This window comes from Kribbella sp. NPDC051952, from assembly GCF_040680855.1.
Taxonomy (GTDB): Bacteria; Actinomycetota; Actinomycetes; order Propionibacteriales; family Kribbellaceae; genus Kribbella.
Genome location: NZ_JBFAXQ010000002.1, coordinates 101,692 through 125,015, shown reverse-complemented (window position 1 = coordinate 125,015; position 23,324 = coordinate 101,692). Strand labels below are relative to the sequence as shown.

The window sequence follows — 23,324 nt, the reverse complement described above, 5'->3', positions numbered from 1 at the left end:
ATGATCATCTTGATGCGGTTCCTCAAGCGCCAGGGTCCGTTCTGCCGCACCTGCGGGATCGCCTCGGTCCGCGACATGACGGCGAAGAGCCTGTGGCAGGGCTGGTGGGGTATCGGGTCGTCGATCGTCAACCCGATCACGATGCTGATGAACATCGGCCCGATGCAGAAGTTCAAGAGCCTGCCCGAGCCCGCTCCGGGGCCCGGTCAGCCGATGAACCCGGGCAAGCCGCTGTTCCAGCGCCCGGCGATCCTCGGTCTGATCATCCCCGTCGCGGTGGTCGCGCTGATCGTCTTCGCGAACCTGAACTCCACCTCGAACGCCGATGTCGGCTCGTGCGTGGTGAACAAGGGCACCTCCGGCAACCCGGACGTGAAGGTCGTCGACTGTACGTCGTCCGACGCCGAGTACCGGATCGTCGGCAAGCTCGACGACTCGACCGACGACAGCCGGTGCCAGGACTTCGCCGGCTCGGAGGCGTCGTACGTCTACGAGCGCGGTTCTACCAAATACACGCTCTGCCTGGCTCCGGTCTGAGTCAGCTGTAGTACCCGTCCACCGGCACGCGTGCCTCGTCGTACAGCGCAGGTCCTTCCTGCGGTACGGCGGGGAAGCCGCCGGTGGACTTGAGTCCGTCGAGCTGGTCGCCGGACAGCGCGTACACGACCCGGCCCAGGCCGGAGCGCGCCAGCGCACCGCCGCACATCGGGCAGGGCTGGCAGCTCGTGTACATCGTGGTGCCGGCGGCCTGCTCGGGTGAGAGTTCGCGGGCGGCCCAGACGGCGAGCTTGAGCTCCGGATGGAAGCTGACGTCGCGGTCGGTGATGGTCGTGTTCTGCTGCTCGGCCAGGACGGTCCCGTCCGGTCCGACCAGCAGCGAGCCGAACGGCGGGTTGCCCGCTTCCCGGGCGGCCGCGGCCAACGCGATCGCGCGGCGGAGGAATCCTTCTGCTTCGGGGGTCACTTCGTCTCCAGTCATCGATGCGCGGCGATCGTCGCCAGCGCTTGCCAGGCCACTTCGGGCCGTTCGGTCTCGGCAGGATCCCCCTCGAAGGGGTCCAGTACGACGCTCTGCGCGCCGAGCTCACGCAGTACGTCGAGATCTGCCAGCACCTGCTCGAGCGAACCCTCGCCCGCGATCCGCTCGTCGTCGGGCAGCGGATCGGGGGTGAGCCGGAGCAGGATCCGCGGCGCGAACCTGGGTACCGGCTGATCGAGCGATGCGGCGGTGGTCCGCAGCCGATCCAGCCCCGCGCGCAGCTGGTCGAGGCGTTGCCGCAGCGGATGCCACGCCGTACCAAACCGTACGGTACGGCGCAGGGCCGCCGGGCTAGCGCCGCCGACCCAGATGGGGATCATCACGTCCCCGTAGTCCGCCTTGTCGGCCCACGCGCGCTGGAGCTCCGCCAGCATCCGGTCGGTGTCTCGGCCGCGGTCTTCGAGGCGAGCGCCGAGGGCCTCGAACTCCTGCCTAGCCCAGCCGACCCCGACACCGAGGACGAGCCGGCCGCCGCTGAGCTGGTCGAGGTTCGCCGCCATCCTTGCCACCAGCAACGGATGCCGGTACGGCGCGATCAGTACGGTGGTCCCGAGCTTGACCCGCTGGGTGATCCCGGCGAGCCAGCTCAGCGTCGTGAACGGCTCGTAGAACGGTGCCGGGTACTGCGCCGCGACGTCCTCGGTGATCGCGACGTGGTCGGACACCATCAGCAAGTCGTAGCCCAGGCCTTCGACGACCTGCGCCCAGTCGCGCAGTCGGGCCGGGTTCGTGCCTGGGCCGAAGTTGGGGACGTTCACACCGATTTCCACGGGCTCAAGGCTATCCAGGCGGGATGCCGGTGTTGAAGAGATTCCTCCCGGCGTCCGATGGTCTCCACCGGGGAATCACCGGTAGATTGCCCGTATGGCCGAGAGTCTCGATTCGACCGACTGGGCCATCCTGGCCGAGCTGCAGGACGACGCCCGGATGTCGCTGACCGAGCTCGGCCGCCGGGTGAACCTCAGCGCCTCCGCGACGACCGAGCGGGTACGGCGCCTCGAGACGATCGGCGTGATCAAGGCCTACCGCGCCGATGTGGACCTGACGAAGGTCGGTTATCCGGTGCTGGCCGTCGTACGACTGAAGTACCCGGGCAACAAGCACGCGCCGCTCCATCAGCTGCTGAAGGAACGGACCGAGATCCTCGAGTGCCTGCGGACCACAGGTGACGACTGCTACACGTTGAAGGTCGCGGCGGCGTCGATGCCGCATCTCGAGGAGCTCGTGAACGAGCTGACCGAGTTCGGCAGTACGACGACCAATCTGGTGTACTCGCAGACGCAGCCGTATCGCGGGCCGGGAAAGCCAGTGGCCTGAGTCGGCACCGGATGAGAGCGTTACCGCGTGCTGACCGTCCTCGGTATCCCCGTCTCCCCCGGTCTCCTGCAGCGTTGGGTCGACTGGCTCGCGCCCGATGAGCAGCCGTTCTTCCTGACGCCGAGGCAGGCAGCCGACTGGGAACTGCCACTGGACGACGACCGGCAGCCGACCGCGGAACAGCGTGACACCTATCGCGTGTACGGCATTGACGGATCGGCTGTGCGGGTGAGCTGGCTGGACGAGGCGTCGTTCGCAGCACTGCCGAAGGCGACTCGGGCCGCGTTGGTGCGGGCTCAGGTGCAGCATGATCGCGCTGCGGTTCCGACGGTGCACAGGTGGTCGGGCGTGCTCGGGCCGGCGATCCGTCAGCAGGCTGACGGGCATCGGTTCGTCTGGTGGAAGTCGTTGCTGCACAATGCTGCCGCTGTCCTGCCGTTGATCGTGAGCGAGGACCTGGGACCGAGCCGGCATGCGGAGGTTCGCCAGTGGCCGGCCGATTTGCCGCGAGTCCGTGAGTTGGCCGGGACGTTTCCGGACGGGAGCGGGCCGAACTGCTTCGGGACGGTGATGGCCGCGTGCGGGGTCGCCGGGGCCGAGGACGTGTGGATGCTGCGGGAGCCGTTCGAGGAGTGGCTGGCGGAGAACACTACGGCGGGCGGGAGGGACAACGTACCCGGGACTGTGTTCGTTTGGCGTGATGGTGGGTATGCAGTGCAGCACGCGGCGATCACGATCGGGGGCGGGTGGATGCTGCACAAGCCGTCACAGTCATGGATGACACCACGCAAGGTGCGGACCGTGGGTGAGGTCAAGCGGAGTACGCGTACTGCCGGCTGGCGGCTGGAGCGGCGTAGGCTGAACGGGTGAGGCTGCTCGTCACTGGGGCCGCTGGGTTGCTGGGGAACGAGCTGCTGCGATTGGCCGAGCACGAAGTGGTACCGACGTACCACTCCCAGCCAGTACCGGGCGGGGTGCAGCTGGATGTACGTCGACTGGACCAGGTGCTGGACGTACTCCGTCAGGTCCGGCCGGACGGGATCATCCACGCCGCGTACAAGCAGTCCGACTGGGCGACCACGGCTCACGGCGCTGCCAATATCGCGGTCGCCGCGCGGGGTGCGCGGTTGGTGTTCGTCTCGAGTGACGCGGTGTTCCGCGGCCGGGATACGCCGTACGACGAAGACGAGCCGCCCTGCCCGGATACGACCTACGGCGCGGCGAAGGCGGCCGCCGAGACCGCGGTCCGGGCGATCGATCCGTCGGCTGTGATCGCGCGGACGTCGATCATCGTCGGCGACGACGGTCAGTCGGCCACTGAGCGCCTCGTCCATGACCTCGCGGCCGGCCGTCCCGGCTCCCTGTACAGCGGCAACATCCGCTGCCCGGTCCACGTCGCCGACCTGGCCGCAGCCCTGCTCGAGCTCCTGACCTCCGCCCACACCGGCGTCGCCCACATCGCCGGTCCCCAGCCGCTCACCCGCTACGACCTGGGCCGCCTGATCGCCATCCGGGACGGCCTGGACCCCGACCGCCTCACCTTCACCCCCGGCGAGTCCTCGAACATCCGCCTGGACGCCCGCCGTACGCAGCAACTGCTGACGACCCGTCTCCGCGCGCCGGCCGAGTTCCTAGATCTTGCGGTCCGGAAGCAGAACGCGGGCTAGCTGTTCGAGCAGCTCGGTCACCTCAGCCTCCCGCTTCGGATCATCGAGGGCTGCGGTCAAGGCCGGGGAGATCGTGGTCGCGCGGAGCTCGGCAAGGCTGTCGGTCGTCCCGGTGACCAAGGCGCGGCGACGGTCGGCGGGGTCGGATGTTGTGAAGACCGCGCCCGCCTCCTTCAGCCGCGCGATCGCCGTGGAGACCTGGCTCTGCGGGAGGCCGGTGCGTCTAGCGATCTCCCCCACCGCAGTGTCCGGGTGTTCGGCGATGTCGCTGGCCACGATCAGCACCATCCGGGCGCTGCCGGCGTACCTGCCCTCGCCGCTCGGAGGCTCGGGCAGGGCTTCTTCGCCGATCTTCATCAGGGCGCGGCCGAGCAGGTACAGATCGACTCCGTTCACCCGCGCCAATCTACATCCGGCTAGATGTATCCAGCCTGATGTAACCGCTCAGTCGGCGTCGTTGACCGTGGTGGTGACCGGCGTGCCGAGCTCGACCGTGCGGCTGACCGTGCACAGCCGGTCGTGCGACATCTTCACCGCGCGGGGTAGCGCCTCGCGGGCCTTGTCGCCGTCCTCGCCCGCGGGAAAGCGGACGGTGAACTCGACCGCGAGGTTCTCCATCCGGTTGCCCTCCTCGGCGTCGCGGACCTTGTCGGCGCGGACCACCGCGCGGAACTCGGTCGGCTCGGACCGGCGGCTGACCACGACGTCGACATCGATCGCCGAACAGGTGCCGATCGCCGCCAGCAGCAGCTCGACCGGGGTGAAGTCGGTGTCCGCGCCACCGGAGCCGACCCGGATGCTGCCGCCGCGCACGTTGCGGACCTCGTAGCTGCTGTTCGTCAGGCGCTCGAACTCCACCTGCCGGAGACTGTCGCTCATATCCATCACATTCTGTTGCTCGTGGCAACGTCAGAGATTGTTCAACGCCTCACCGACCGGAGTGTCTCCGGCGATGAGTTCCAGGGTTCGGCCGATCGAGGCCGGGGTGTTGCAGAGGCCGGCAAGCACCAGCGCCACATCGTCGCGGGTGATCTTTCCGTAGCCGGTCTTGTCCGCGAGCAGCACCTGTCCGGTGCCGGCGTCGTTGGTCAGGCCGCCCGGTCGCAGGATCGTCCAGTCGAGATCCCGCGCCCGCAGATCCTCCTCGGCGGCCCACTTCGCCTTCAGGTACACGGTGAAGGTCTCGTCGTCGTTCAGCGAGTCGGCCGTGTCGGCGCCCATCGATCCGACCTGGATGTGACGCCGTACGCCGGCCTGCTCGGCGGCGTCCGCGAACAGTGCGGCGGCGCCACGGTCGACCGTGTCCTTCCGCGCGTTCCCGCTGCCCGGACCGGCACCGGCCGCGAAGATGGCGACATCGGCACCAGCCAGTACGCCGGCCACCGCTGCGGCATCGGCCTGCTCCAGATCGAGTACGGCGGCCTGCCCGCCGGCCGCGGCGAGGTCGGCCTCGTGGTCGGGATTCCGCACCAGCCCGACGACTTCGTGCCCGTCACCACTCAGCACCTTCGTCAGCCGCAACGCGATCTGTCCATGGCCACCCGCAATGACGACTCGCATACCTGCAGCCTAACCCGCGACCGAACCATGCCGACGGAATCGGGCAGACTGCTCCCGTGCCGCACGCAAGGACCGCCGACGGGACCCGGATCGCCTTCCAGGTTGGTGGCGTAGGGCAACCATTGGTCCTGCTCGCCGGGCAGTCCAACAACCACCATTGGTGGGATCCCGTCCGCGCCGATTTCGAGGCGTCGTACCGGACGATCACGCTGGACTGGCGCGGGACCGGGGACAGCGACAAGCCGGATGAGGTCTACAGCACACCCGGCTTCGCCGACGACGTGGTCGCGGTGCTCGACGCCCTCGGCCTGCCGGCGGCGCACATCTACGGCACCTCGATGGGCGGCCGCGTCGCCCAGTGGATCGCGATCAACCATCCCGACCGGCTGCAGGCACTCGTCCTCGGCTGCACGTCGCCCGGCGCGAAACACGGGTACGAACGCAGCCAGGAGATCCGCCGCGCTCTCGCCGACCCGGCTCGGACCGACCGGGTCCTGCTCGACCTGATGTACACCCCGGCGTGGCTGGCCGCGAACCCCGGCCCGTACCCGGTCCTCGGGGACACGACGATGCCGGCGTACGCGAAGCGCCGTCACCTGGTCGCGAGCAACAAGCACGACGCCTGGGACGGCCTGCCGACCATCACCGCGCCGACGCTCATCCTGCACGGATCGGACGACATCTTCAGCCCGGCCGCCAACGCCCAACTCCTGGCCGACCGCATCCCGCGGGCACGTGCCGAGCTGATCGCCGGCGCGCGGCACGCGTACTTCCACGAGTTCCACTCAGTCGCCGGCCCGCTCGTCCTCGACTTTCTCCGAACGCAGGATCGGCCGTAGCGCATCCAGTACGGCGGCGTCCTCGATCGTCGACGGGACCGGCTCGTCCCGGCCGTCGGCGATCCCACGCATCGTCTTGCGCAGGATCTTCCCCGACCGGGTCTTCGGCAGCCCGTCCACCACGGACACGTCCCGGAATGCCGCCACCGGCCCGATGTCCCGTCGTACGGCGGCCACCAACTCCTCGCGCAGCACGTCCTCGGAGATCTCGACCCCGGCCTTGAGTACGACGAGACCGCGCGGCAACTGTCCCTTCAACGGGTCGTGCACTCCGATCACCGCGCACTCCGCGACGGCCGGATGTGACGCGAGGACCGCCTCCATGCTGCCTGTGGACAATCGATGCCCGGCCACGTTGATCACGTCGTCGGTCCGGCCCATCACGAACACGTACCCGTCCTCGTCCCGATAGCCCGAGTCGCCGGTCAGGTAGTAGCCGTCGTACTGGCTGAGGTAGTTGTCGATGTAGCGCTGGTCGTCGCCCCACAGAGTCGGAAGCGCACCCGGCGGCAGCGGGAGCTTGATCGCGATCGCGCCCTCTTCGTTCGGGAGGAGCTGCTTGCCGTCGGCTCCGAGGATCTGCACGTCCCAGCCCGGCATCGGGACCGTGGCCGAGCCCGGCTTCGTCGGAAGCTGTTCGAGTCCACGGGGGTTGGCCACGATCGCCCACCCGGTCTCGGTCTGCCACCAGTGGTCGACGACCGGTACGCCGAGATGCTCGCGAGCCCAGTGGTACGTCTCGGGGTCGGTCCGCTCCCCCGCCAGGAACAGCGTGCCGAACGTATCCAGCGGGTACTTCGCCACCTCCGCGGCCGACGGGTCGACCTTCTTGATCGCACGGATCGCCGTCGGAGCGGTGAACAGAGCCTTCGCGCCATGCTCGGAGATGACCCGCCAGAACGCACCGGCGTCCGGCGTACCGATTGGCTTGCCTTCGTAGAGGACGGTCGTGGCGCCGACCAGGAGCGGGGCATAGACGATGTACGAGTGGCCGACCACCCAGCCGACGTCGGAGGCCGTCCACCACACGTCGCCCGGGCCGATGTCGTAGACGGCGCGCATGGACCAGCTCAGTGCGACCGCGTGGCCGCCGTTGTCACGGACGACGCCCTTCGGCTTCCCCGTCGTACCGGACGTGTAGAGGATGTAGAGCGGATCGGTCGCCGCAACGTCGACCGATCCGACCGGCTCGGCCGCGGTGGCGACCGTGGTCCAGTCCAGATCGTTCTCACCCAGCTTGGCGAGAGCCTCCGGGCGCTGCAGGACGATCGTGTGCTCGGGCTGGTGCTGGGTGAGCTCGAGCGCCGCGTCGATGATCGGCTTGTACTCGACCACCCGCGTCGGCTCGATCCCGCACGATGCGGCGATGATCACACGCGGCGTCGCGTCGTCGATCCGGGCCGCGAGCTCTTTCGGTGCGAACCCGCCGAACACCACCGAGTGGATCGCCCCGAGCCGCGCACACGCGAGCATCGCGACCACGGCCTCCGGCACCATCGGGAGGTAGACGATGACCCGATCGCCCTTCCCGACCCCGAGCGAGGCGAGCCCGCCGGCGAACCGCGCGACGTCGTCCCGCAGCTCCGCATAGGTGTACGAGCGTCCCGTCCCGGTGACCGGCGAGTCGTAGATCAGCGCGGTCCGATCCCCGTGCCCCGACTCGACGTGCCGGTCGAGAGCGTTGTACGACGTGTTCAGTGAGCCGTCCGGGAACCAGCGATAGATCGGTGCGTTCGAGGAGTCGAGTGCCCGGGTCGGCGGCGAACTCCAGCTGATCGCCTCCGCCGCCTCCAGCCAGAATCCCTCGGGATCCGCGAGACTCCGCCGATAGCTCTCGTCGTACGCGCCCATCTGGTGGCTCCATTCAAAGACTGGTCATCATCGTGGCAGGGTTAGGGCCATGACGGTAAGAGTGGACGAGGTTCGGGCCGCGGCGGAGCGGATTGCCGGACGGGTACGGCGTACCCCGGTGATCGAGGTGGCCTCGGGGCTCACGTTCAAGTTGGAGCACCTGCAGCACACCGGATCGTTCAAGCCCCGAGGGGCGTTCAACCGACTGCTCAGTGCCAAGGAATCCGGTGAACTCACCGGACAGGGCATCGTCGCGGCCTCCGGCGGCAACGCGGGACTCGCGGCGGCGTACGCAGCCCGCGGACTCGGCGTCCACGCGCGGATCTTCGTCCCGGCGAACGCCCCCGCGCCGAAGGTCGCCAAACTGCACAAGCTCGAGGCAGAGGTGGTCCAGATCGGCACCGAGTACGCCGAGGCCTACCTGGCGGCCGTCGAAGCGCGCGACGAGTCCGGCGCACTGCTGCTGCACGCCTACGACCAGCCGGAGGTCGTCGCCGGTCAGGGCACCGTCGGCCTGGAACTGCTCGACCAGGTCGACGGCTTCGACACGGTCCTGGTCGCGGTCGGCGGCGGTGGTCTGCTCGCGGGCATCGCGACCGCGATCGGCGACCAGGCCCGCGTCGTCGGCGTCGAGCCGGAGCTGTCGCAGGCCCTGCACAGGGCGCTCGAAGCCGGCGAGCCGGTCGACGGGCCGGTGGCCGGAATCGCGGCCGACTCACTCGGTGCCCGCCGGGTCGGCGATCTCGCGTACGCGGCCGTTCAGGACAACGGCGTACGGTCGCTGCTCGTGAGCGACGACGAGATCGTTGCCGCTCGCAATGAGCTCTGGCACGCGTACCACCTGGGCGTGGAGCACGGCGCGGCTGCTGCCTACGCGGCGCTGACGTCCGGCGTCTACCAGCCGGCCGCCGGTGAGCGCGTGGTCGTCGTGATTTGCGGAGCGAACACGGACCCCACCACGCTCATTTGACCGGTCGGACCAATCCACGTCCCGGCTTGTCGTCGGCGAGGAACCACGCCGCGAGGATGCCGGAGATACCGCCGAACAGGTGGCCCTGCCACGAGATCCCGTCCTGTGGCAGCAGGCCGCCGAGCAGCGCACTCCCCCAGACCACGATCACCAGGATGCCGACGAGCACCTGGCCGATCCGCCGGTTGAAGAGGCCGCGCGCGATCAGGTAGGCGGCGTACCCGAAGACCAGGCCGCTGGCGCCGATCGTGATCGTGTTCGGCGGTGAGATCAGCCAGGTCCCGAACCCGCCGATCACCGTGACGACCGCGGTCACCGCGAACAACCGGGCCGCGCCGCTGACCGCGATCAAGGCGCCGAGGGTGACCAGTGGCAGCGTGTTCGAGATCAGGTGGCCGAAGCCGAGGTGCAGGAACGGTGCCGTGACGATGCCGATCAGGCCCTGTGGATCGCGCGCGACGATCCCGTACTTGTCGAGGTCTCCGTGCAGCGCGGTGTCGATGACTTCGCTGAGCCACATCAGCCCGACCAGCACGGCGAGCAGCTTCAGCCCACCGCCGATCCGGGCGGTGTCGACCGTCCGGCCGGTCCGCTTCGCGGGTGTTTGGGAGCTCATAACCCAACGATGCCGTATCGGGCCAAGTCTCAGTCCGTGGCAGGCGCGGCGACAGCAGAGGGTGATGTCTGAGATACTGGCCGTGGCCGTCGACTGGGTGGGGGAACGCGATGCCGATCGCCGTTTACGTGCTCGGCATGAGCATTTTCGCGCAAGGAACCTCCGAGCTGATGCTGGCCGGGCTGATGCCTGAGCTGTCAGCGGATCTGCACGTCTCAATCCCCGCGGCCGGCCTGCTCATCTCGGCGTTCGCGGTCGGCATGCTCGTCGGTGCCCCGGTCCTCGCGGTCGTCACGCTGACCTGGTCCCGGCGTACGGCGTTGTTGCTGTTCCTCGGCATCTTCGCGCTCACGCACGTCGCGGGCGCTCTCACCACGAACTACGACGTACTGCTCGCCACCCGCGTCGTCGGCGCCTTCGTGTACGCCGGATTCTGGTCGGTCGCGGCTGTCACGGTGGTCGCGCTCGTACCGAAGGACAGCCGGGCCCGGGCGATGAGCATCGTCACCGGCGGACTCACGATCGCCACCATCGTCGGCCTCCCGATCGGCACGGTGCTGGGCCAGAACTTCGGCTGGCAGGCCGCGTTCTGGACCGTGGCCGGGCTGTGTGTGCTCGCGATGGCCGGCGTGCTCGCGACCGTCCCGGGCGGCCGACCCGACCCGGCCAAGGCTCCACGGCTCCCCGACGAGTTGCGGGCGCTGGCCAACGCCCGGCTGTGGCTCGCGTTCGGCACGACGGCGTTGGTGACCGCAACGATCCTGGTCGTCTTCAGCTACCTCGCTCCCCTGCTCATCGACACGACCGGGCTCAAGCCAGGTGCGGTCCCCGGCGTACTCGCGCTGTACGGCCTCGGCTCGTTCATCGGCATCACGATCGGTGGCCGGTTCGCGGACGCGCTGCCGTTCCACACCCTCTTCACCGGGATCACCGGTCTGGTCGTGCTGTCGGCCGTACTCGCGTTCACCGCGTCGATTCCGGCGGCCGCGATTGCGATCGCCGCGCTGCTCGGGGGTTTCGGTTTCGCGACCAACCCGGCGCTCAACGCCCGCGTGTTCAGCCTGGCCGGCGACGCGCCGACGTTGGCGACGGCAACGAACTTCTCCGCGTTCAACGTCGGCATCACCGTCGGGCCGTGGCTCGGTGGGCTCGCGCTCGGCGCCGGTGCGGACTACCCCGCACTCGGCTGGATCGCGGTCGCCACCGGGCTCGCGGCCCTCGCGACGGTTCTGGTCGCGGCGTTCCTGCCGGTCAGTTCACCGGACCCTGCGGATCGAGATGCGACGGGTCGAAATCGGCGTGCCGCTTGAACACGTACTTGTTCAGCACCCACGTGATCGCCCACAGCACGACGCCGACCACCATCAGCCAGCCGGCGATCTTGTAGTCGCCCGACGCCCGGCCGGACAGCGGGCTGGCCAGGTAGACGCACAGTACGACGCCGATCACTGGCAACGCGGTCGGCGCGTGGAAGTGCTTGTGCTCGACCCGGTCCCGGCGCAACACCAACACCGCCACGTTCACGATCGCGAACACGCACAACAGCAGGAACGCCGTCGTCCCGCCGAGCGCGGCCAGATCGGCGTACCCGATCAGTGCGAACGCGAGCAGCGTGGTGAACAGGATCGCGATGTACGGCGTCCGCCGCTTGCGGAGCACGCGGCCGAGCGGCCCGGGGAGCACCCGCTCGTGCGACATCCCGTACAGCAGGCGGCTGGCCATCAGCATGTTGATCAGCGCCGAGTTCGCGACCGCGAACATGGTGATCCAGGCGAACACCTCGAGCGGGAAGCCCGGCGCACCGGCCTGCACGACCTTCAGCAGGGGCGTGGCGCCCTTGTTCAGCTCCTCGGGTGAGACCAGTGCGACCGCCGAGATCGCGACCAGGACGTAGATGACGCCGGTGACGCTCAGGCCGATCAGCATCATCTTCGGGAAGATCTTGACCGGGTCCTTGGTCTCCTCGGCCATGTTCACCGAGTCCTCGAAGCCGACCATCGCGAAGAACGCCAATGCGGTCGCGGCGGTGACCGCGCCGAACGGCGACTCACCGTCCGGGACGTTGAACTCGGTCAGCCGGGAGGTGTCGCCGTCGCCGCCGAGCAGTGCCCAGGCGCCGATACCGATGACGATCAGCAGACCGCTCAGCTCGACCAGGGTCAGGACGACGTTCGCCTTGACGCTCTCGCCGACACCGCGCAGGTTGACCAACGCGATCAGTGTCATGAACGCGAGGGCGGTGATCATCAGCAGCGACCCACGCTCGGGGTCGATGTCGGCGGCGGAGAAGAAGTTCGCCGCAAACGCCTTCGACGCGCTCGAGGCCGAGGTCAGGCCGGAGCACATCACCGCGAAGGTGAGCAGGAAGGTCAGGAAGTGCACGCCGAACGCCTTGTGCGTGTAGACCGCGGCGCCGCCGGCCTTCGGGTACTTCGTGACGAGCTCCAGGTAGCTGGTCGCGGTCAGCATCGCGACGACGAAGGCGCACACGAACGGCAGCCAGACCGCTCCGCCGACCTCACCGGCCACCTTGCCGGTCAATGCGTAGACACCGGTGCCGAGGATGTCGCCGACGACAAACAGCAGCAGCAGTCCTGGTCCCATTACCCGCTTGAGTTCAGGTCGCTCACCGGTGGCTGCTTCGGCGGCGGCAGTGCTCTCACTCATCGTGCCTCCCTGGGATCGGTGCGTCACGTAGGTGACATGGTCCCATCAGATGAGGCGGGGCGCGCGCGTTGAGGCTTGACCGGGCGTCCCCTGTCCGGTCCGCGCGCGCCCGGCATGTCAGGCATACCCCAACCTGAGGTCATCCGCACCAGGGGGCGCGTTGACGTATCCCGGACATGTCGCGAAGTCGCCACCGGGCGGAAAAGGACTCCACCTTGGTCCAGCGGACGAGATAGCCTGTCCAGAATCCGGTCTGGGGAGGATGCGTGCTGGAGTCGGTAGGGGTGGAGCCACCCGACGAGGAGGCGTACCGCGCCCTGCTGACGGCGTCCGGCTGCGGCGTCCCCGAGCTGGCCAAACTCCTCGATCGTGATGAGCGCGAGGTCGCCGCGACCGTCGACCGGCTGGAGTCGCTCGGCCTGCTCACCACCACCTCTGACCATCCGCCGCGGCTGCTGCCGACCCGTCCGGACGTGGCCGTCGACGGGTTGGTCGCCGTACGACGTGCTGAGCTCGACCGTGTCCGCGCGGAGGCCCGGGTGTTGCTGTCCGAGGTCCACGCCCAGGAGCAGCACCGGCCGGAGAACCTGGTCGAGGTGATCGTCGGCCAGGAGGCGATCGCGGCCCGGTTCGCGCAGTTGCTCGCCGGTACGCGTGATCAGCTGCTCGTGCTGGACCGGCCGCCGTACGCCTCCCGGCCCGGCGAGTCCGACCCGAAGGTCCGTGGCCTGCTCACCGAAGGCGTGGTTGTCCAGGGCATCTACTCCCCCGATTCGCTGAACATTCCGGGCGGGGTGGACGAGGCGTACAGCGCGGCGGACGCCGGGGAGACGTCCCGGGTCCATCCGCGGGTGCCGATGAAGTTGGCCGTGTTCGACCGCCGGATCGCGCTGCTGCCGCTGTCGGTGGATCAGCTGGTCGACAGTGCGCTCGTCGTACATCCGTGTGCGCTGCTCGACGCGCTGATCGAGATGTTCACGCTGTTGTGGAACCAGGCGGTGCCGGTCGTGCCGCCGGTCAAGGCCGATCCCACCGATGCCCGGCTGATGACGTTGCTCGCCGCCGGGTTCAAGGACGACGCGATCGCGCGGCAGCTCGGGTTGAGCAGCCGGACGGTCGGGCGGCGGGTGGCCGAGCTGATGGAGGCGCTGGGTGCGCGGACCCGGTTCCAGGCCGGAATCCACGCCCAGCGCCGCCATCTGCTGGAGGAATGACTCAGCAGGTGCCGAGCATCTGCTGCAACGCCGTCTTCTCAGCCGCCTGCAGCGACAGGCCATAGGTGTACTTCACCCAGATCCACTCGCGTGCGTAGATGCAGTGCACCGACGCGTTCGGCGGCTGCCACTCGGACGGGTCGCTGTCACCCTTCGACCGGTTGCTCGACGCGGAGACCGCGATCAGCTGCGCGATGGTGAGGTTGTTGGCGAACTCCTGCCGGCGTGCGGTCGTCCAGGCGTTCGCACCGGACTTCCACGCCTCGGCGAGCGGCACGATGTGGTCGATGTCGACACCCGAGGACGTCTCCACGTATGTCGAGTCGTACACGCTGTACCAGCGGCCGGCCGTCGGCTGGCAGCTGCTGTCGACGGTGACACCGGTGCCGTCGCGCTTCAGCACCTGTTCACGGGTGTCGCAGCTTCCGGACTGGGTGATCCAGTGCGGGAAGAGGTCGCGGCTGTAGCCACTCGTCGAGCCTTCCGTCTTCACGGTGAGGCTCGCCAGTTGGGTGGCCGCCGTACTGGCCGCGGGCGGGTCCGGCGGGTAGGCCAGCGCCGAACTGGCGCTGAGGGTCCAGGCTGCGATCGCGGCTAGTGCCGTGAGGGCAGCAGTGATGGTGCGTCGCATGGGTCAGGCCTCCGAGGGTTGGGGCGGGGTCCCCCCTGACGTGCTGTCCCAAGCCTTTCCCGGTCACGCGCGGTGAGAAACCACCCGCCGGTGAAAGCAATGTGAACGCTCAGTCGTGCTCGACGACCGTCAGCGTCCATCCGCTAGCGGCCCGCTCGAGTTCTGTGTTCCAGCGTTCGGCCACCAGTTTGTGCAGGGCTCTCGGCGTACCGGGGTCCTTGCCGGACTCCAGAATGTGCCGGGCGACCAGGCCGCGGGTGTGCTTGGCCATGTGGGAGACGACCGTACGAACGCCGTCGCGTTCGCGGACCACGTTCACCGAGACCCACTTGGCCGCTTGGACGCCGGCCGGCCGCCAGGCGGCGACGTAGGTGGACGAACGGCAGTCGACGATCACGCCCTCGCCGTCTGCCAACACTGCGCTCAGCGGCTCACGCCATACTCCCGCCAGCGGTCCGTGGCCGGGGAGCGTCGTACCCATCGAGAGCCGGTACGGCGGGACTCGGTCGGCCGGACGTAGTGCGCCCCAGGCGGCGGACACCACCAGCAGGCGGTTGCCTGCGCGGCGCTTGCTGCCTGCGGACAGGGTCGTGTAGCCGAGGGCGTCGTAAAGGACGCCGGAGTACAGCTCCGAGACCGGGACGGCCGGCTCGGTCCGCCAGCGGATGTTTCGGTCCACCTCGTGCTGCAGCGACGCGCCGACGCCGAGTACGCCGTACGCATCCGAAGAAGCCGAGACCTTCGCAAGCGTCTCGAGCACCTGCTCGCGCACCGGGTTGAGCTCCGGAAACGACAACCCCGCGAAGTCGACGGCGCGACCACGCGTACGACCGGTCTTGCCTTCGGATGGTGGGAGGAGGATCAGGGTCACGTGAGTTCGTCCAGGGCGGCGAGGTCTTCGATCGTGGGGTCCCAGGTGCCGGCGGCGACGTTCTGGGCGATCTGCTCGGGGGTGGTGGCGCCGGCGATCACCGAGGCGACCGCGGGCTGCGCGGCGAGGCCGCCGATCGCGACGTCGATCATGGTCAGGTCCCGCTCGGCCGCGAACGTCTCCAGGGCCTCGATCTTGTCGAAGTCGGCCCGGGCGAGCCGGTCCGGTTGGCCCGCGAGGCGGGTGCCCTCGGGCGCGGCCGCACCGCGCTTGTACTTGCCGGTGAGCAGGCCGGAAGAGAGCGGGAAGAACGGCAGGATGCCGATACCGAGGTGCTCGCACGCCGGGACCAGTTCGTCCTCGGCTTCGCGGTCGAGCAGCGAGTACCGGTTCTGCGCGCTGATGAAGTGCTCGAGACCGTTCGACCGGGCGGTCCACTCGGCGTCGACCACCTGCCAGCCGGCGAACTGCGAGCTGCCCAAATAGCGGACCTTGCCCTCGGCAACCAACTCGGACAGGGCCGACAAGGTCTCCTCGATCGGGGTGACCGGGTCCGGGACGTGCAGCTGGTAGAGGTCGATCCAGTCGGTCCCGAGCCGCTGCAGGCTCGATTCGACCGCCTTGCGGATGTACCGGCGCGAGCCGCGGACGCCCCAGTCCGGCCCGTTCGTGCCGTGCATGTCACCGCCGAACTTGGTCGCGATCACCACCTCGTCGCGGCGGCTCCCGAGTGCCTTGCCGAGCAGCTCCTCGCTGAAGCCGTGGTCACCGCGATACACGTCCGCGGTGTCGAACAGCGTGATCCCCGCGTCGACGGCAGCGTTCACCACCGCGTCCGTCCGGGTCGCGTCCAGCCGCCCGCCGAAGTTGTTACACCCCAGCCCAACCACGCTGACCGCAAGCCCCGAGTCACCCAACTGCCGATACTCCATCTCGCTCATGTGCCCAGACTAAGCCGTGCCGCTCCGTCCCCCGCGGGCAGCGCGACACCGCCTGTCAGCGCATAGAGTGGCGAGCATGCCGAGTCTTACCGTCGACGGCGCCCGTACTCGGGCCGCCGCCCTTTCCGTCCAGTCGTACGACGTCGATCTCGACCTCACCCAAGGCGAGCGCACGTTCGGATCCAGCACCACGATCAGGTTCACGGCCTCGAGCCCGACGACCTGGCTGGACGTGAAGCCCGACGAGCTGAGCTCGGTGACGCTGAACGGTACGGCGGTCGACGTGGCCGGATTGAACGACGGCCGGCTCGAGCTGACCGACCTGCAGCCGGAGAACGAGCTGGTCGTGGTCGCGACGATGCTCTACTCCCACGACGGTGAAGGTCTGCACCGCGCGGTCGACGCCGCCGACGGACTCGCCTACACCTACGCGATGTCCTTCCTCGACGCAGCGCCCCGGATCTTCGCGTGCTTCGACCAGCCCGACCTCAAAGCGCCGTACCGGATGAAGGTGACCGCACCCGAGGAGTGGCTGGTGCTCGGCAACGGCGCCGCCACCCAGGTCTCCCCCGGCCGCTGGGAGCTGGCCGAGACGAAGCCACTGTCGACGTACTTCGTCACCGTGGTGGCCGGCCCGTACCACCAGATCACCGACTCCCACGACGGGATCCCGCTCAGCGTGGTGTCGCGGCAGTCGCTGAAGGACGCGCTCGACCGCGAGGCCGCGGACATCTTCGAGGTCACCAAGCAGTCCTTCGACGAGTACCACCGGATGTTCGGCTACCGGTACCCGTTCGGTGAGTACCACCAGGCGTTCGTGCCCGAGTTCAACGCCGGCGCGATGGAGAACCCGGGCTGCGTGACGTTCCGCGACCCGATGGTGTTCCGGTCCGCGGTGACCGACGGCGAACGCAGTTCCCGGGCCCGGACGGTCGTGCACGAGATGGCGCACCAGTGGTTCGGCGACACCGTGACGATGAAGTGGTGGAACGACCTCTGGCTGAACGAGTCGTTCGCCGAGTACATGGCGCACCGGGTGTCGACCGACGCGACCCGGTACACCGACAACTGGATCGACTTCGCCTACATCCGCAAGTGGTGGGGACTGCAGGCCGACCAGCGTTCGTCGACGCACCCGATCGCCGCCGACGCGGTCAAGGACGCGCTCGCGTCGCTGGGCGACTTCGACGGCATCTCGTACGCGAAGGGCGCCGCGGTGCTCAAGCAGCTCGCCGCCTACCTCGGTGACGACGTCTTCCTGGCCGGCGTGAACGCGCACATCGCGGCCCACGAGTTCGGCAACGCCACCTTCGCGGACCTGGTCGAGAAGTGGACCGAGGCCGGTGCGGTCGGCCTGGACGACTGGGCGCAGAACTGGCTGCGTACGCCGGGCCTGGACACGATCTCCGCCGTCCGCACCGAGACCGGCATCAAGCTGCGCCGGGTCGCGCCGGCCGCCTACCCGGCTTCACGACCGCACAAGCTGACCGTCGGCGGGTACGACGCGGACGGTCACGGTACGTCGGTCGACGTACTGCTGGACGCGGACGATGTGGACGTCGAGCTCGACCCGTCGGTCGCCGTGGTGATCCCGGACGCGGGTGACGACAGCTGGGCCAAGGTCCGGCTGGACGAGCAGAGCCTGGCGAACCTGCCGACCGTGCTGCCGAAGATCGCGAGCGGCGTGACGCGGGCCGTCGTACTGAACAGCCTCCGGGACGCGATCGCCGACGCCGAGCTCGACCCGAAGCTCGGGCTCGACGTCGTCCTCGCGCTGCTGCCGACCGAGAACAGCGACATCGGCGTCGGCACCATGGTCAATTGGGTCAACACGCATCTGCTCGGCAACTACCTGCCCTACGAGCCGTACCGGGCTCAGGCGGCCGACGCCGTCGCCGCCCGGCTGGAGACCGCGACGCCCGGGTCCAGCGTGCAGCTCGCCGCGGCCCGCGGGTACACGCGATTCAGCAACGACACCGACCGGCTCAAGGGCTGGCTCGCGGGCGACGGCGTACCCGAGGGTCTCGCAATGGACGCGGACCTGCGGTGGACGGTGCTGCTGCAGCTCGCCCGGATCGGTGCCATCGGTGATTCGGAGATCGACGCCGAGCTCGAGCGGGACACCTCGTCGGAGGGCGTCGTGCACGCGACCCGCTGCCGGGCCGCGCTGCCGACCGTGGCCGCCAAGGAACGTGCGTGGACGCAGATCATGACCGACGCAGATATCGCGAACTACGAGTTGTACGCCGCGTGTGAAGGGTTCTGGCACGCGAGTCAGCTCGAGCTCACCGCGCCGTACGTCGACCGGTTCTTCGCCGAGATTGCGGGCACCGAGAAGCTCCGGTCGGGCTGGGTCGTCGCGAACAGCGCGCGGCTCGCGTTCCCCCGGTCCGCCATCGACCAGCGGGTCGTCGCACAGGCCGCCGATCTGGTTGCCGACGAATCGATCGCGGCCGGCATCCGGCGGTCGGTCGGGGACAACGTCGACGACCTCAAACGTGCTCTTGCGGTGCGTTCGGCGTACAGCAACTGACGTAGCCGGGACGGATCCGGTCGCGATCACACCGTGTTGTGACTACTGTGACTGATGTGATCAGGAGGACCCTGATGACCAGGCAAGATGTGATTTCGTGACGTAACCTCCACAATGACCGGGCGGCACGGCGCGCCGGTCTTGGTCAGGCCCAGCGTCCGGGAGAGACTGTCTAGAACCGCACAGGAGAACAAAGGCAATGCGCGAGGCGAGGCTCGTCGGTCTGAGCCAGGATGGAAAGCAACTCATCCTGGTGCTGGCAGAGACGGGTGAGGAGTTCGCCGTTCCGGTCGACGACCGGTTGCGTGCGGCCCTCCGCGGCGACCGTGCCCGACTCGGCCAGCTGGAGATTCAAATGGAGAGCGCGCTGCGCCCACGAGACATCCAGGCTCGTATCCGCGCCGGCGAAAGTCCCGAGGCGGTCGCAGCCGTCGCCCAGATGCCGATGGAACGCGTGATGGCGTTCGCCGGCCCGGTCCTCGCCGAGCGGGACCACATCGCCAGCCTCGCCCAGCGCGCCTCCGTCCGACGGCGTGGTGGTGCGGACGCGCCGACCCGCAACCTCGGCGCCTGGGTGACCGAGCGACTGCGCACCCGCCAGGTCGACCCGGCCTCGGCCGAGTGGGACGCCTGGCGACGCGAGGACGGCCGCTGGGCGGTCCGCGTCTCCTACTTCGTCGAGTCCGAGGACAGCGCCGATCCCGAGGCGGAGCAGAAGGACGAGAAGATCGCGATGTTCGCGTACGACGCTCCCGGTCGTTACGCGGTCCCCGACGACGACGAGGCTCGCTGGCTGGTCGGCGAGCAGGCGCAGGTACTGGCGCCACCGGTTCAGCCCACGCACCAGCCGGGCGAACGGCGGCTGTCCGCTGTCGCCGACATCGACCCGACCATCGCACCCGACCATGGCGCCGACAGTTACGAGGCCGGCTTCGAGGACACGGTCAGCCTGCCGCGTCGCAACCAGCCCGCCGCCCGGGAGACGCCGCGCGAGTCCGTGCGCGACGCAGGTCGGGAGGCCTTCGGTGGTCGCGATGCCGAGCGTGGTCCGCGGCGCGTGCACTCCGTGCCGAACCCGGACGACGAGCCAACGCTGATCGACGTACCGATCGAGCAGCCACCCGCGCTGCGCCCCTCCGTCCGTGCAGTCGAGCGCCCGACCCCGCCGGTCGAGTTCGCGCCGCCGGAGGAGCCGGCGGCCGCGGCCGAGAACACGGTCACCGAGCGCCGTGCTTCGCCCGACCGTGGTCCTGCACCTGTTCGTCAGGCGCCCGAGTCCCGCGCCCCGGCCGAGCGCCCGGTGGCCAAGCCAACTCCTTCGCCTGCTGACCCGGCTCCCTCGGCCAAGCCCGAGCCCGAGCCTGAACCGAAGCCTGAGCAGCCTGCTGCCGAAGCGCCGGCCGCAGCCGCCGAGCAGGCCGCGACCGAAGAGACCACCGAGCCCAAGAAGAAGCCGGCTCGCCGGGGTTCGAAGCGCGCGAGCGTCCCGAGCTGGGACGAGATCATGTTCGGCAAGAAGGCCGACTGACCCATCGCGGACCTGTCACATTCCTCCGGATCGGGCCGTCATCCACTATGACCCCACATCGACCGGTCAGGAGGACCTGATGAAGTTTCGCACCCTCGTCGAGCCACCCGAGCCCATGCGAGGGCTCGAAGTGCCGGCTGAAGTGATGGAAACGCTTGGCGGGGGTGCGCGGCCGCCGGTGACGATCACGGTCAACGGGCATTCCTGGAAGAGTCGCGTCGCGATCATGCGTGGCCGTCACCTCCTCGGTCTCAGCAGGGCCAACCGGGAGGCCGCGGGCGTCGAGGCCGGTATGGAGGTCGAGGTCGAGCTGGAGCTCGACACCGAGCCGCGCGTCGTCGTCGAGCCACCGGACTTCGCCCAGGCCCTCGACGACGACCCGGTCGCCCGCGCCGCCTACGACCGGCTCGCGTTCAGTCACAAGCGCGAGCATGTGCGCGCGATCGAGACCGCGAAGAAGCCCGAAACCCGCCAACGGCGGATCGAGAAGGCCATCAGCACCCTGCGTTCCTGACGGATCATGGACATGCGTCCCAGATAGCGGACCGTAGTTGGCAGAGTGCGGGAGCTCTGCCATGATCTTCGGCATGCAGATGCTGTGTTGTTGCTGTCGTCGCTGACGCGCGCCCTCTCCGGCGCACGAGGCCCTGTCCCTTTTCGTGGCCCGCCCGCCGACACAGCACACACAGGAACTTGGTATGAATCTCCCGGCTTTCGCCGCTCTGCTCGCGTCCCGTGGCCTCCGGCTGCTCCCCGGTTCGTACGCCGTCCCGGTCGAGCTGCTCGTTCAGTTGCCTGACGCAACGATCGTGCGATTCACGGCCCAGGGCACCACGCTCCGGCTGCGGCACTACTCCCCCGAGGCGCTCACCGCGATCACCATCCCGGCCGAGTGCGGTTGCGGTGACCACCACCCGCAGTCCGGCCCGACCAGGGTCACGCTCAGCGCGTACGCTGTACCGGTCGACGAGCGCACGATCGACGGTGAGCTGCTCTTCGGGTGGCAGGGTCACGAGGCGGGACTGCTCCGCCTCGAGGACGCGGCGACGTACTTCTTCGAGCTGCTGGAAACGCCGGCGCGAGAACTGGTCGGCGTCGCCTAGGGCCTGCGGTGCGCCGGTTCGTGGGTGTCGAAGTGCTCGCGGGCTTCTTCGACCTTGGCCAGGTTCGGTGACCAGTCGGCGAGTGAGTGGAACAGTGGCGCCAGGCTCTGGCCGAGCTCACTGATCTCGTACTCGACGCGTGGCGGGACCTCCGCGTAGTAGGTCCGAACGACCAGCCCGTCCCGCTCCAACTGTCGTAGCCGCTGGGTGAGCACCTTGGGTGTGATCACGCCGATCCGCCGCTGCAGCTCGACGAACCGTTGGCGCCCGTACTCGTTCAGCGTCCACAGGATCGGCGTCGTCCACCGGCTGAAGACCAGATCGACGACCGGCGCGATCGGACAGGCCTGCACCGGGTCCGCCGCCGCTGTGCGCTCCATCACAAAGGTGCCTCTCATCCAATACTTTCCTCTAGGTACCTACTATCCCACGGCAACTAGCGTCGTCCGCATGATCGTGATCACCGGAGCAACCGGAAACGTAGGCCGCCCACTCGTCCAAGTACTCGCCGACGCCGGCGAAGCCGTCACGGCGGTATCCCGCCGGCCCGCTGACATGCCGACCGGCGTACGGCATGTCCAGGCCAACCTGTCCGAACCATCAACTCTCCAGCCGACCCTCGAGGGCGCCGACGCCGTCTTCCTGCTCACAGCCGCCGAGTTCCTGGCCGACGGCAATATGAAGGAGGTGATGGAGGTCGTCACCGCCGCCGGGGTCGAGCGAGTCGTCCTGCTGTCGTCCCAGGGTGTCGGTACGCAGCGGCATCCGTCAGACATCGAGGATGCGGTGACGCAGTCCGGCGTCGGCTGGACGATGCTGCGTCCCGGCAACTTCGCCAGCAATGCCTTCCAGTGGGCCGAGTCCATCCGCACCCAACGGTCGATGGCAGCGCCGTTCGCCGACGTCGCTCTACCGGCCGTCGATCCGGAAGACATCGCCGCGGTTGCCGCTGCGGCTCTGCGCTCGGACCATGCCGGCAACATCTACACGCTCACCGGACCCGCGGCGATCTCGCCGCGTCAGCAGGCCGCGGTGATCGGTGAGGTCCTCGGCGAGCCGGTGCGGTTCGACGAGCTCACCCGCGACGAGGCGCGCACCCGGATGCTGACCTACATGCCCGAGCCAGTCGTCGAGGCCACCCTCGGCGCCCTCGGCACGCCCTCACCCGCCGAGCAGCAGGTGAGCCCCGACGTCGAACAGGTGCTCGGCAAGCAGCCGCAGACGTTCGCCGACTGGGTCGCCCGAAACCTCACCGCCTTCCGGTGAAGGCCGGACCTCCGGCACTCACCAACCCCTGCAGAAGCACAGTCTCCGAGCGCACTTGCGCTCATCATCGACCGGTGCGAGCGGGTTAGTGAGGGGCTGACGTCCGGACCAGTGGGAGGAAGACGTCGTCGACCAGTGAGGTGAGGGTCGAGGCGGCGACCGGCTCGCGGGCCAGCAGCATCTCGTGGCGGAGGAGGTTGGTCGGCGCGGTGAGGACCCGCTCGGGAACATCTCCGGTCGGGATCTCACCGCGGGCCGCCGCCCGCTGGACGATGGTCTCCATCACGCCGGTCATCCGGCTGTAGACCTCCGGGTCCAGGTCCGGCGCCTCGGCGAGCAGCCCGTGAACGACCTCGGGACCGACAGACTCGAACCGGTCCGCCATCCGCTGCAGGATCGCGAGCACGTCGTCGCGCAGGTTCCCGGTGTCGGGGATGTCTTCGATGATCGACCCGTTCCGATGCCGCATCGCCGAGATCACCAGCTCGGCCCGGTTCTTCCACCGCCGGTACAGCACCTGCTTGCCGGTGTGCGCCCGGGCCGCGACCGCCTCCATCGTGAACCGCGTGTAGCCGGACTCCATCAACTCGTCCCAGGCGGCGTCGAGCAGCACGGCCTCCAACTCGGCACCGCGCCGGCGCTGCGTCTGCTCCATCGCTCACCTTCCGATCAAGAGACCTTGCGTCTCTTAACGATCCGAGTCTACTCTGA

General features: G+C 68.8%; 26 protein-coding genes. 13 read left to right on the top strand and 13 right to left on the bottom strand.

All coding sequences use genetic code 11. From position 1 onward, the window contains the following. Positions 1-537 (top strand): hypothetical protein, encoded by a 537-nt coding sequence (locus tag AB0L70_RS05240; RefSeq protein ID WP_363680221.1) that lies wholly within the window; start codon positions 1-3, stop codon positions 535-537. 1 nt (position 538) lies between these two features. On the opposite strand, the gene AB0L70_RS05235 is transcribed toward AB0L70_RS05240, so the two are convergent. Together AB0L70_RS05235 and AB0L70_RS05230 are read right to left on the bottom strand one after the other, a co-directional pair. Further along, the gene (locus AB0L70_RS05235) at positions 539-964 is read right to left on the bottom strand and encodes a nucleoside deaminase (RefSeq protein WP_363680219.1); all 426 of its coding nucleotides are present in this window, start codon (positions 962-964) and stop codon (positions 539-541) included. A gap of 11 nt (positions 965-975) precedes the next feature. After that, the gene (locus AB0L70_RS05230) at positions 976-1,809 is read right to left on the bottom strand and encodes an LLM class flavin-dependent oxidoreductase (RefSeq protein ID WP_363680217.1); all 834 of its coding nucleotides are present in this window, start codon (positions 1,807-1,809) and stop codon (positions 976-978) included. A gap of 94 nt (positions 1,810-1,903) precedes the next feature. On the opposite strand from AB0L70_RS05230, the gene AB0L70_RS05225 reads away from it, so the two are divergent. From AB0L70_RS05225 to AB0L70_RS05215, 3 genes are read left to right on the top strand one after another with little or no spacing between them, the layout of a single operon-like run. Beyond that, the gene (locus AB0L70_RS05225; RefSeq protein WP_363680215.1) at positions 1,904-2,356 is read left to right on the top strand and encodes an Lrp/AsnC family transcriptional regulator; all 453 of its coding nucleotides are present in this window, start codon (positions 1,904-1,906) and stop codon (positions 2,354-2,356) included. Between the two features lie 27 nt (positions 2,357-2,383). Then, positions 2,384-3,226, top strand: coding sequence for a hypothetical protein (locus tag AB0L70_RS05220; RefSeq protein ID WP_363680213.1), 843 nt, complete (start codon positions 2,384-2,386; stop codon positions 3,224-3,226). Beyond that, positions 3,223-4,023 (top strand): sugar nucleotide-binding protein, encoded by an 801-nt coding sequence (locus AB0L70_RS05215; protein ID WP_363680211.1) that lies wholly within the window; start codon positions 3,223-3,225, stop codon positions 4,021-4,023. The genes AB0L70_RS05220 and AB0L70_RS05215 overlap by 4 nt, the downstream gene beginning before the upstream one ends. On the opposite strand, the gene AB0L70_RS05210 is transcribed toward AB0L70_RS05215, so the two are convergent. From AB0L70_RS05210 to AB0L70_RS05200, 3 genes are read right to left on the bottom strand one after another with little or no spacing between them, the layout of a single operon-like run. Further along, on the bottom strand, positions 3,988-4,419 hold the full coding sequence (locus AB0L70_RS05210; protein ID WP_363680209.1) for a helix-turn-helix domain-containing protein: 432 nt from the start codon (positions 4,417-4,419) through the stop codon (positions 3,988-3,990). The two genes, AB0L70_RS05215 and AB0L70_RS05210, sit on opposite strands and share 36 nt — an antisense overlap. A 48-nt stretch (positions 4,420-4,467) precedes the next feature. Further along, entirely contained in the window at positions 4,468-4,902 is a 435-nt protein-coding gene (locus tag AB0L70_RS05205) for an OsmC family protein (protein WP_363680206.1), read from the bottom strand. Positions 4,903-4,932: 30 nt separating this feature from the next. Continuing rightward, a complete protein-coding gene (locus AB0L70_RS05200; protein ID WP_363680205.1) occupies positions 4,933-5,583 on the bottom strand; it encodes an SDR family oxidoreductase in 651 nt (216 codons plus the stop codon). A 56-nt stretch (positions 5,584-5,639) separates the two neighbouring features. Here AB0L70_RS05200 and AB0L70_RS05195 point away from each other — a divergent pair, with 56 nt between their 5' ends. Next, a complete protein-coding gene (locus AB0L70_RS05195) occupies positions 5,640-6,422 on the top strand; it encodes an alpha/beta fold hydrolase (RefSeq protein ID WP_363680203.1) in 783 nt (260 codons plus the stop codon). On the opposite strand, the gene AB0L70_RS05190 is transcribed toward AB0L70_RS05195, so the two are convergent. Beyond that, positions 6,369-8,273: a propionyl-CoA synthetase gene (locus AB0L70_RS05190; protein ID WP_363680201.1), complete on the bottom strand. Its 1,905-nt coding sequence runs from the start codon at positions 8,271-8,273 to the stop codon at positions 6,369-6,371. The two genes, AB0L70_RS05195 and AB0L70_RS05190, sit on opposite strands and share 54 nt — an antisense overlap. A gap of 49 nt (positions 8,274-8,322) precedes the next feature. Here AB0L70_RS05190 and AB0L70_RS05185 point away from each other — a divergent pair, with 49 nt between their 5' ends. After that, complete coding sequence (locus AB0L70_RS05185) at positions 8,323-9,243, top strand: serine/threonine dehydratase (protein ID WP_363680199.1); 921 nt, start codon at positions 8,323-8,325, stop codon at positions 9,241-9,243. Here AB0L70_RS05185 and AB0L70_RS05180 read toward each other — a convergent pair. Beyond that, positions 9,236-9,859: a rhomboid family intramembrane serine protease gene (locus AB0L70_RS05180; protein ID WP_363680197.1), complete on the bottom strand. Its 624-nt coding sequence runs from the start codon at positions 9,857-9,859 to the stop codon at positions 9,236-9,238. The two genes, AB0L70_RS05185 and AB0L70_RS05180, sit on opposite strands and share 8 nt — an antisense overlap. A 110-nt stretch (positions 9,860-9,969) precedes the next feature. Between AB0L70_RS05180 and AB0L70_RS05175 the strand changes: the two genes are divergently transcribed. Continuing rightward, positions 9,970-11,169, top strand: a complete 1,200-nt coding sequence (locus tag AB0L70_RS05175; protein WP_363680195.1) for a Cmx/CmrA family chloramphenicol efflux MFS transporter — start codon at positions 9,970-9,972, stop codon at positions 11,167-11,169. Here AB0L70_RS05175 and AB0L70_RS05170 read toward each other — a convergent pair. Beyond that, positions 11,111-12,526 carry an APC family permease gene (locus AB0L70_RS05170; RefSeq protein WP_363680193.1) on the bottom strand — a complete coding sequence of 472 codons (1,416 nt, stop codon included), beginning with the start codon at positions 12,524-12,526 and terminating at the stop codon, positions 11,111-11,113. The two genes, AB0L70_RS05175 and AB0L70_RS05170, sit on opposite strands and share 59 nt — an antisense overlap. Before the next feature lie 266 nt (positions 12,527-12,792). Here AB0L70_RS05170 and AB0L70_RS05165 point away from each other — a divergent pair, with 266 nt between their 5' ends. Continuing rightward, complete coding sequence (locus AB0L70_RS05165; protein WP_363680191.1) at positions 12,793-13,740, top strand: helix-turn-helix transcriptional regulator; 948 nt, start codon at positions 12,793-12,795, stop codon at positions 13,738-13,740. Position 13,741: 1 nt separating this feature from the next. Here the strand turns inward: AB0L70_RS05165 and AB0L70_RS05160 are convergent, their stop codons facing one another. The 3 genes from AB0L70_RS05160 to AB0L70_RS05150 form a co-directional block, all read right to left on the bottom strand. Beyond that, the gene (locus AB0L70_RS05160) at positions 13,742-14,371 is read right to left on the bottom strand and encodes an HNH endonuclease family protein (protein WP_363680189.1); all 630 of its coding nucleotides are present in this window, start codon (positions 14,369-14,371) and stop codon (positions 13,742-13,744) included. 109 nt (positions 14,372-14,480) lie between these two features. Continuing rightward, a complete protein-coding gene (locus AB0L70_RS05155) occupies positions 14,481-15,242 on the bottom strand; it encodes a peroxide stress protein YaaA (RefSeq protein WP_363680187.1) in 762 nt (253 codons plus the stop codon). After that, positions 15,239-16,183 (bottom strand): aldo/keto reductase, encoded by a 945-nt coding sequence (locus AB0L70_RS05150; protein ID WP_363680185.1) that lies wholly within the window; start codon positions 16,181-16,183, stop codon positions 15,239-15,241. The genes AB0L70_RS05155 and AB0L70_RS05150 overlap by 4 nt, the downstream gene beginning before the upstream one ends. Positions 16,184-16,259: 76 nt before the next feature. Between AB0L70_RS05150 and pepN the strand changes: the two genes are divergently transcribed. The 4 genes from pepN to AB0L70_RS05130 all read left to right on the top strand — a co-directional run bounded on the left by pepN (position 16,260) and on the right by AB0L70_RS05130 (position 21,347). Then, positions 16,260-18,716: an aminopeptidase N gene (gene pepN / locus AB0L70_RS05145; RefSeq protein WP_363680183.1), complete on the top strand. Its 2,457-nt coding sequence runs from the start codon at positions 16,260-16,262 to the stop codon at positions 18,714-18,716. A 199-nt stretch (positions 18,717-18,915) separates the two neighbouring features. Continuing rightward, positions 18,916-20,244, top strand: a complete 1,329-nt coding sequence (sepH, locus tag AB0L70_RS05140) for a septation protein SepH (protein ID WP_363680181.1) — start codon at positions 18,916-18,918, stop codon at positions 20,242-20,244. Between the two features lie 79 nt (positions 20,245-20,323). Then, complete coding sequence (locus AB0L70_RS05135; RefSeq protein WP_363680179.1) at positions 20,324-20,758, top strand: YdeI/OmpD-associated family protein; 435 nt, start codon at positions 20,324-20,326, stop codon at positions 20,756-20,758. Positions 20,759-20,942: 184 nt separating this feature from the next. Then, the gene (locus AB0L70_RS05130; RefSeq protein ID WP_363680177.1) at positions 20,943-21,347 is read left to right on the top strand and encodes a hypothetical protein; all 405 of its coding nucleotides are present in this window, start codon (positions 20,943-20,945) and stop codon (positions 21,345-21,347) included. Here the strand turns inward: AB0L70_RS05130 and AB0L70_RS05125 are convergent. After that, positions 21,344-21,745: a helix-turn-helix domain-containing protein gene (locus tag AB0L70_RS05125; protein WP_363680175.1), complete on the bottom strand. Its 402-nt coding sequence runs from the start codon at positions 21,743-21,745 to the stop codon at positions 21,344-21,346. The genes AB0L70_RS05130 and AB0L70_RS05125 overlap by 4 nt on opposite strands. A gap of 52 nt (positions 21,746-21,797) precedes the next feature. On the opposite strand from AB0L70_RS05125, the gene AB0L70_RS05120 reads away from it, so the two are divergent. Beyond that, positions 21,798-22,613 (top strand): NAD(P)H-binding protein, encoded by an 816-nt coding sequence (locus AB0L70_RS05120; protein ID WP_363680173.1) that lies wholly within the window; start codon positions 21,798-21,800, stop codon positions 22,611-22,613. A gap of 85 nt (positions 22,614-22,698) precedes the next feature. Here the strand turns inward: AB0L70_RS05120 and AB0L70_RS05115 are convergent, their stop codons facing one another. Continuing rightward, positions 22,699-23,268: a TetR/AcrR family transcriptional regulator gene (locus AB0L70_RS05115; protein ID WP_363680171.1), complete on the bottom strand. Its 570-nt coding sequence runs from the start codon at positions 23,266-23,268 to the stop codon at positions 22,699-22,701. Positions 23,269-23,324 lie beyond the last annotated feature (56 nt).

Coding starts and splice junctions, on each gene's coding strand:
- AB0L70_RS05240 (WP_363680221.1), top strand. CDS start 1: ATGATCATCTTGATGCGGTTCCTCAAGCGCCAGGGTCCGTTCTGCCGC.
- AB0L70_RS05225 (WP_363680215.1), top strand. CDS start 1,904: ATGGCCGAGAGTCTCGATTCGACCGACTGGGCCATCCTGGCCGAGCTG.
- AB0L70_RS05205 (WP_363680206.1), bottom strand. CDS start 4,902: ATGAGCGACAGTCTCCGGCAGGTGGAGTTCGAGCGCCTGACGAACAGC.
- AB0L70_RS05200 (WP_363680205.1), bottom strand. CDS start 5,583: ATGCGAGTCGTCATTGCGGGTGGCCATGGACAGATCGCGTTGCGGCTG.
- AB0L70_RS05190 (WP_363680201.1), bottom strand. CDS start 8,273: ATGGGCGCGTACGACGAGAGCTATCGGCGGAGTCTCGCGGATCCCGAG.
- AB0L70_RS05185 (WP_363680199.1), top strand. CDS start 8,323: ATGACGGTAAGAGTGGACGAGGTTCGGGCCGCGGCGGAGCGGATTGCC.
- AB0L70_RS05180 (WP_363680197.1), bottom strand. CDS start 9,859: ATGAGCTCCCAAACACCCGCGAAGCGGACCGGCCGGACGGTCGACACC.
- AB0L70_RS05175 (WP_363680195.1), top strand. CDS start 9,970: ATGCCGATCGCCGTTTACGTGCTCGGCATGAGCATTTTCGCGCAAGGA.
- AB0L70_RS05170 (WP_363680193.1), bottom strand. CDS start 12,526: ATGAGTGAGAGCACTGCCGCCGCCGAAGCAGCCACCGGTGAGCGACCT.
- AB0L70_RS05160 (WP_363680189.1), bottom strand. CDS start 14,371: ATGCGACGCACCATCACTGCTGCCCTCACGGCACTAGCCGCGATCGCA.
- AB0L70_RS05150 (WP_363680185.1), bottom strand. CDS start 16,183: ATGAGCGAGATGGAGTATCGGCAGTTGGGTGACTCGGGGCTTGCGGTC.
- pepN (WP_363680183.1), top strand. CDS start 16,260: ATGCCGAGTCTTACCGTCGACGGCGCCCGTACTCGGGCCGCCGCCCTT.
- sepH (WP_363680181.1), top strand. CDS start 18,916: ATGCGCGAGGCGAGGCTCGTCGGTCTGAGCCAGGATGGAAAGCAACTC.
- AB0L70_RS05135 (WP_363680179.1), top strand. CDS start 20,324: ATGAAGTTTCGCACCCTCGTCGAGCCACCCGAGCCCATGCGAGGGCTC.
- AB0L70_RS05130 (WP_363680177.1), top strand. CDS start 20,943: ATGAATCTCCCGGCTTTCGCCGCTCTGCTCGCGTCCCGTGGCCTCCGG.
- AB0L70_RS05125 (WP_363680175.1), bottom strand. CDS start 21,745: ATGAGAGGCACCTTTGTGATGGAGCGCACAGCGGCGGCGGACCCGGTG.
- AB0L70_RS05120 (WP_363680173.1), top strand. CDS start 21,798: ATGATCGTGATCACCGGAGCAACCGGAAACGTAGGCCGCCCACTCGTC.
- AB0L70_RS05115 (WP_363680171.1), bottom strand. CDS start 23,268: ATGGAGCAGACGCAGCGCCGGCGCGGTGCCGAGTTGGAGGCCGTGCTG.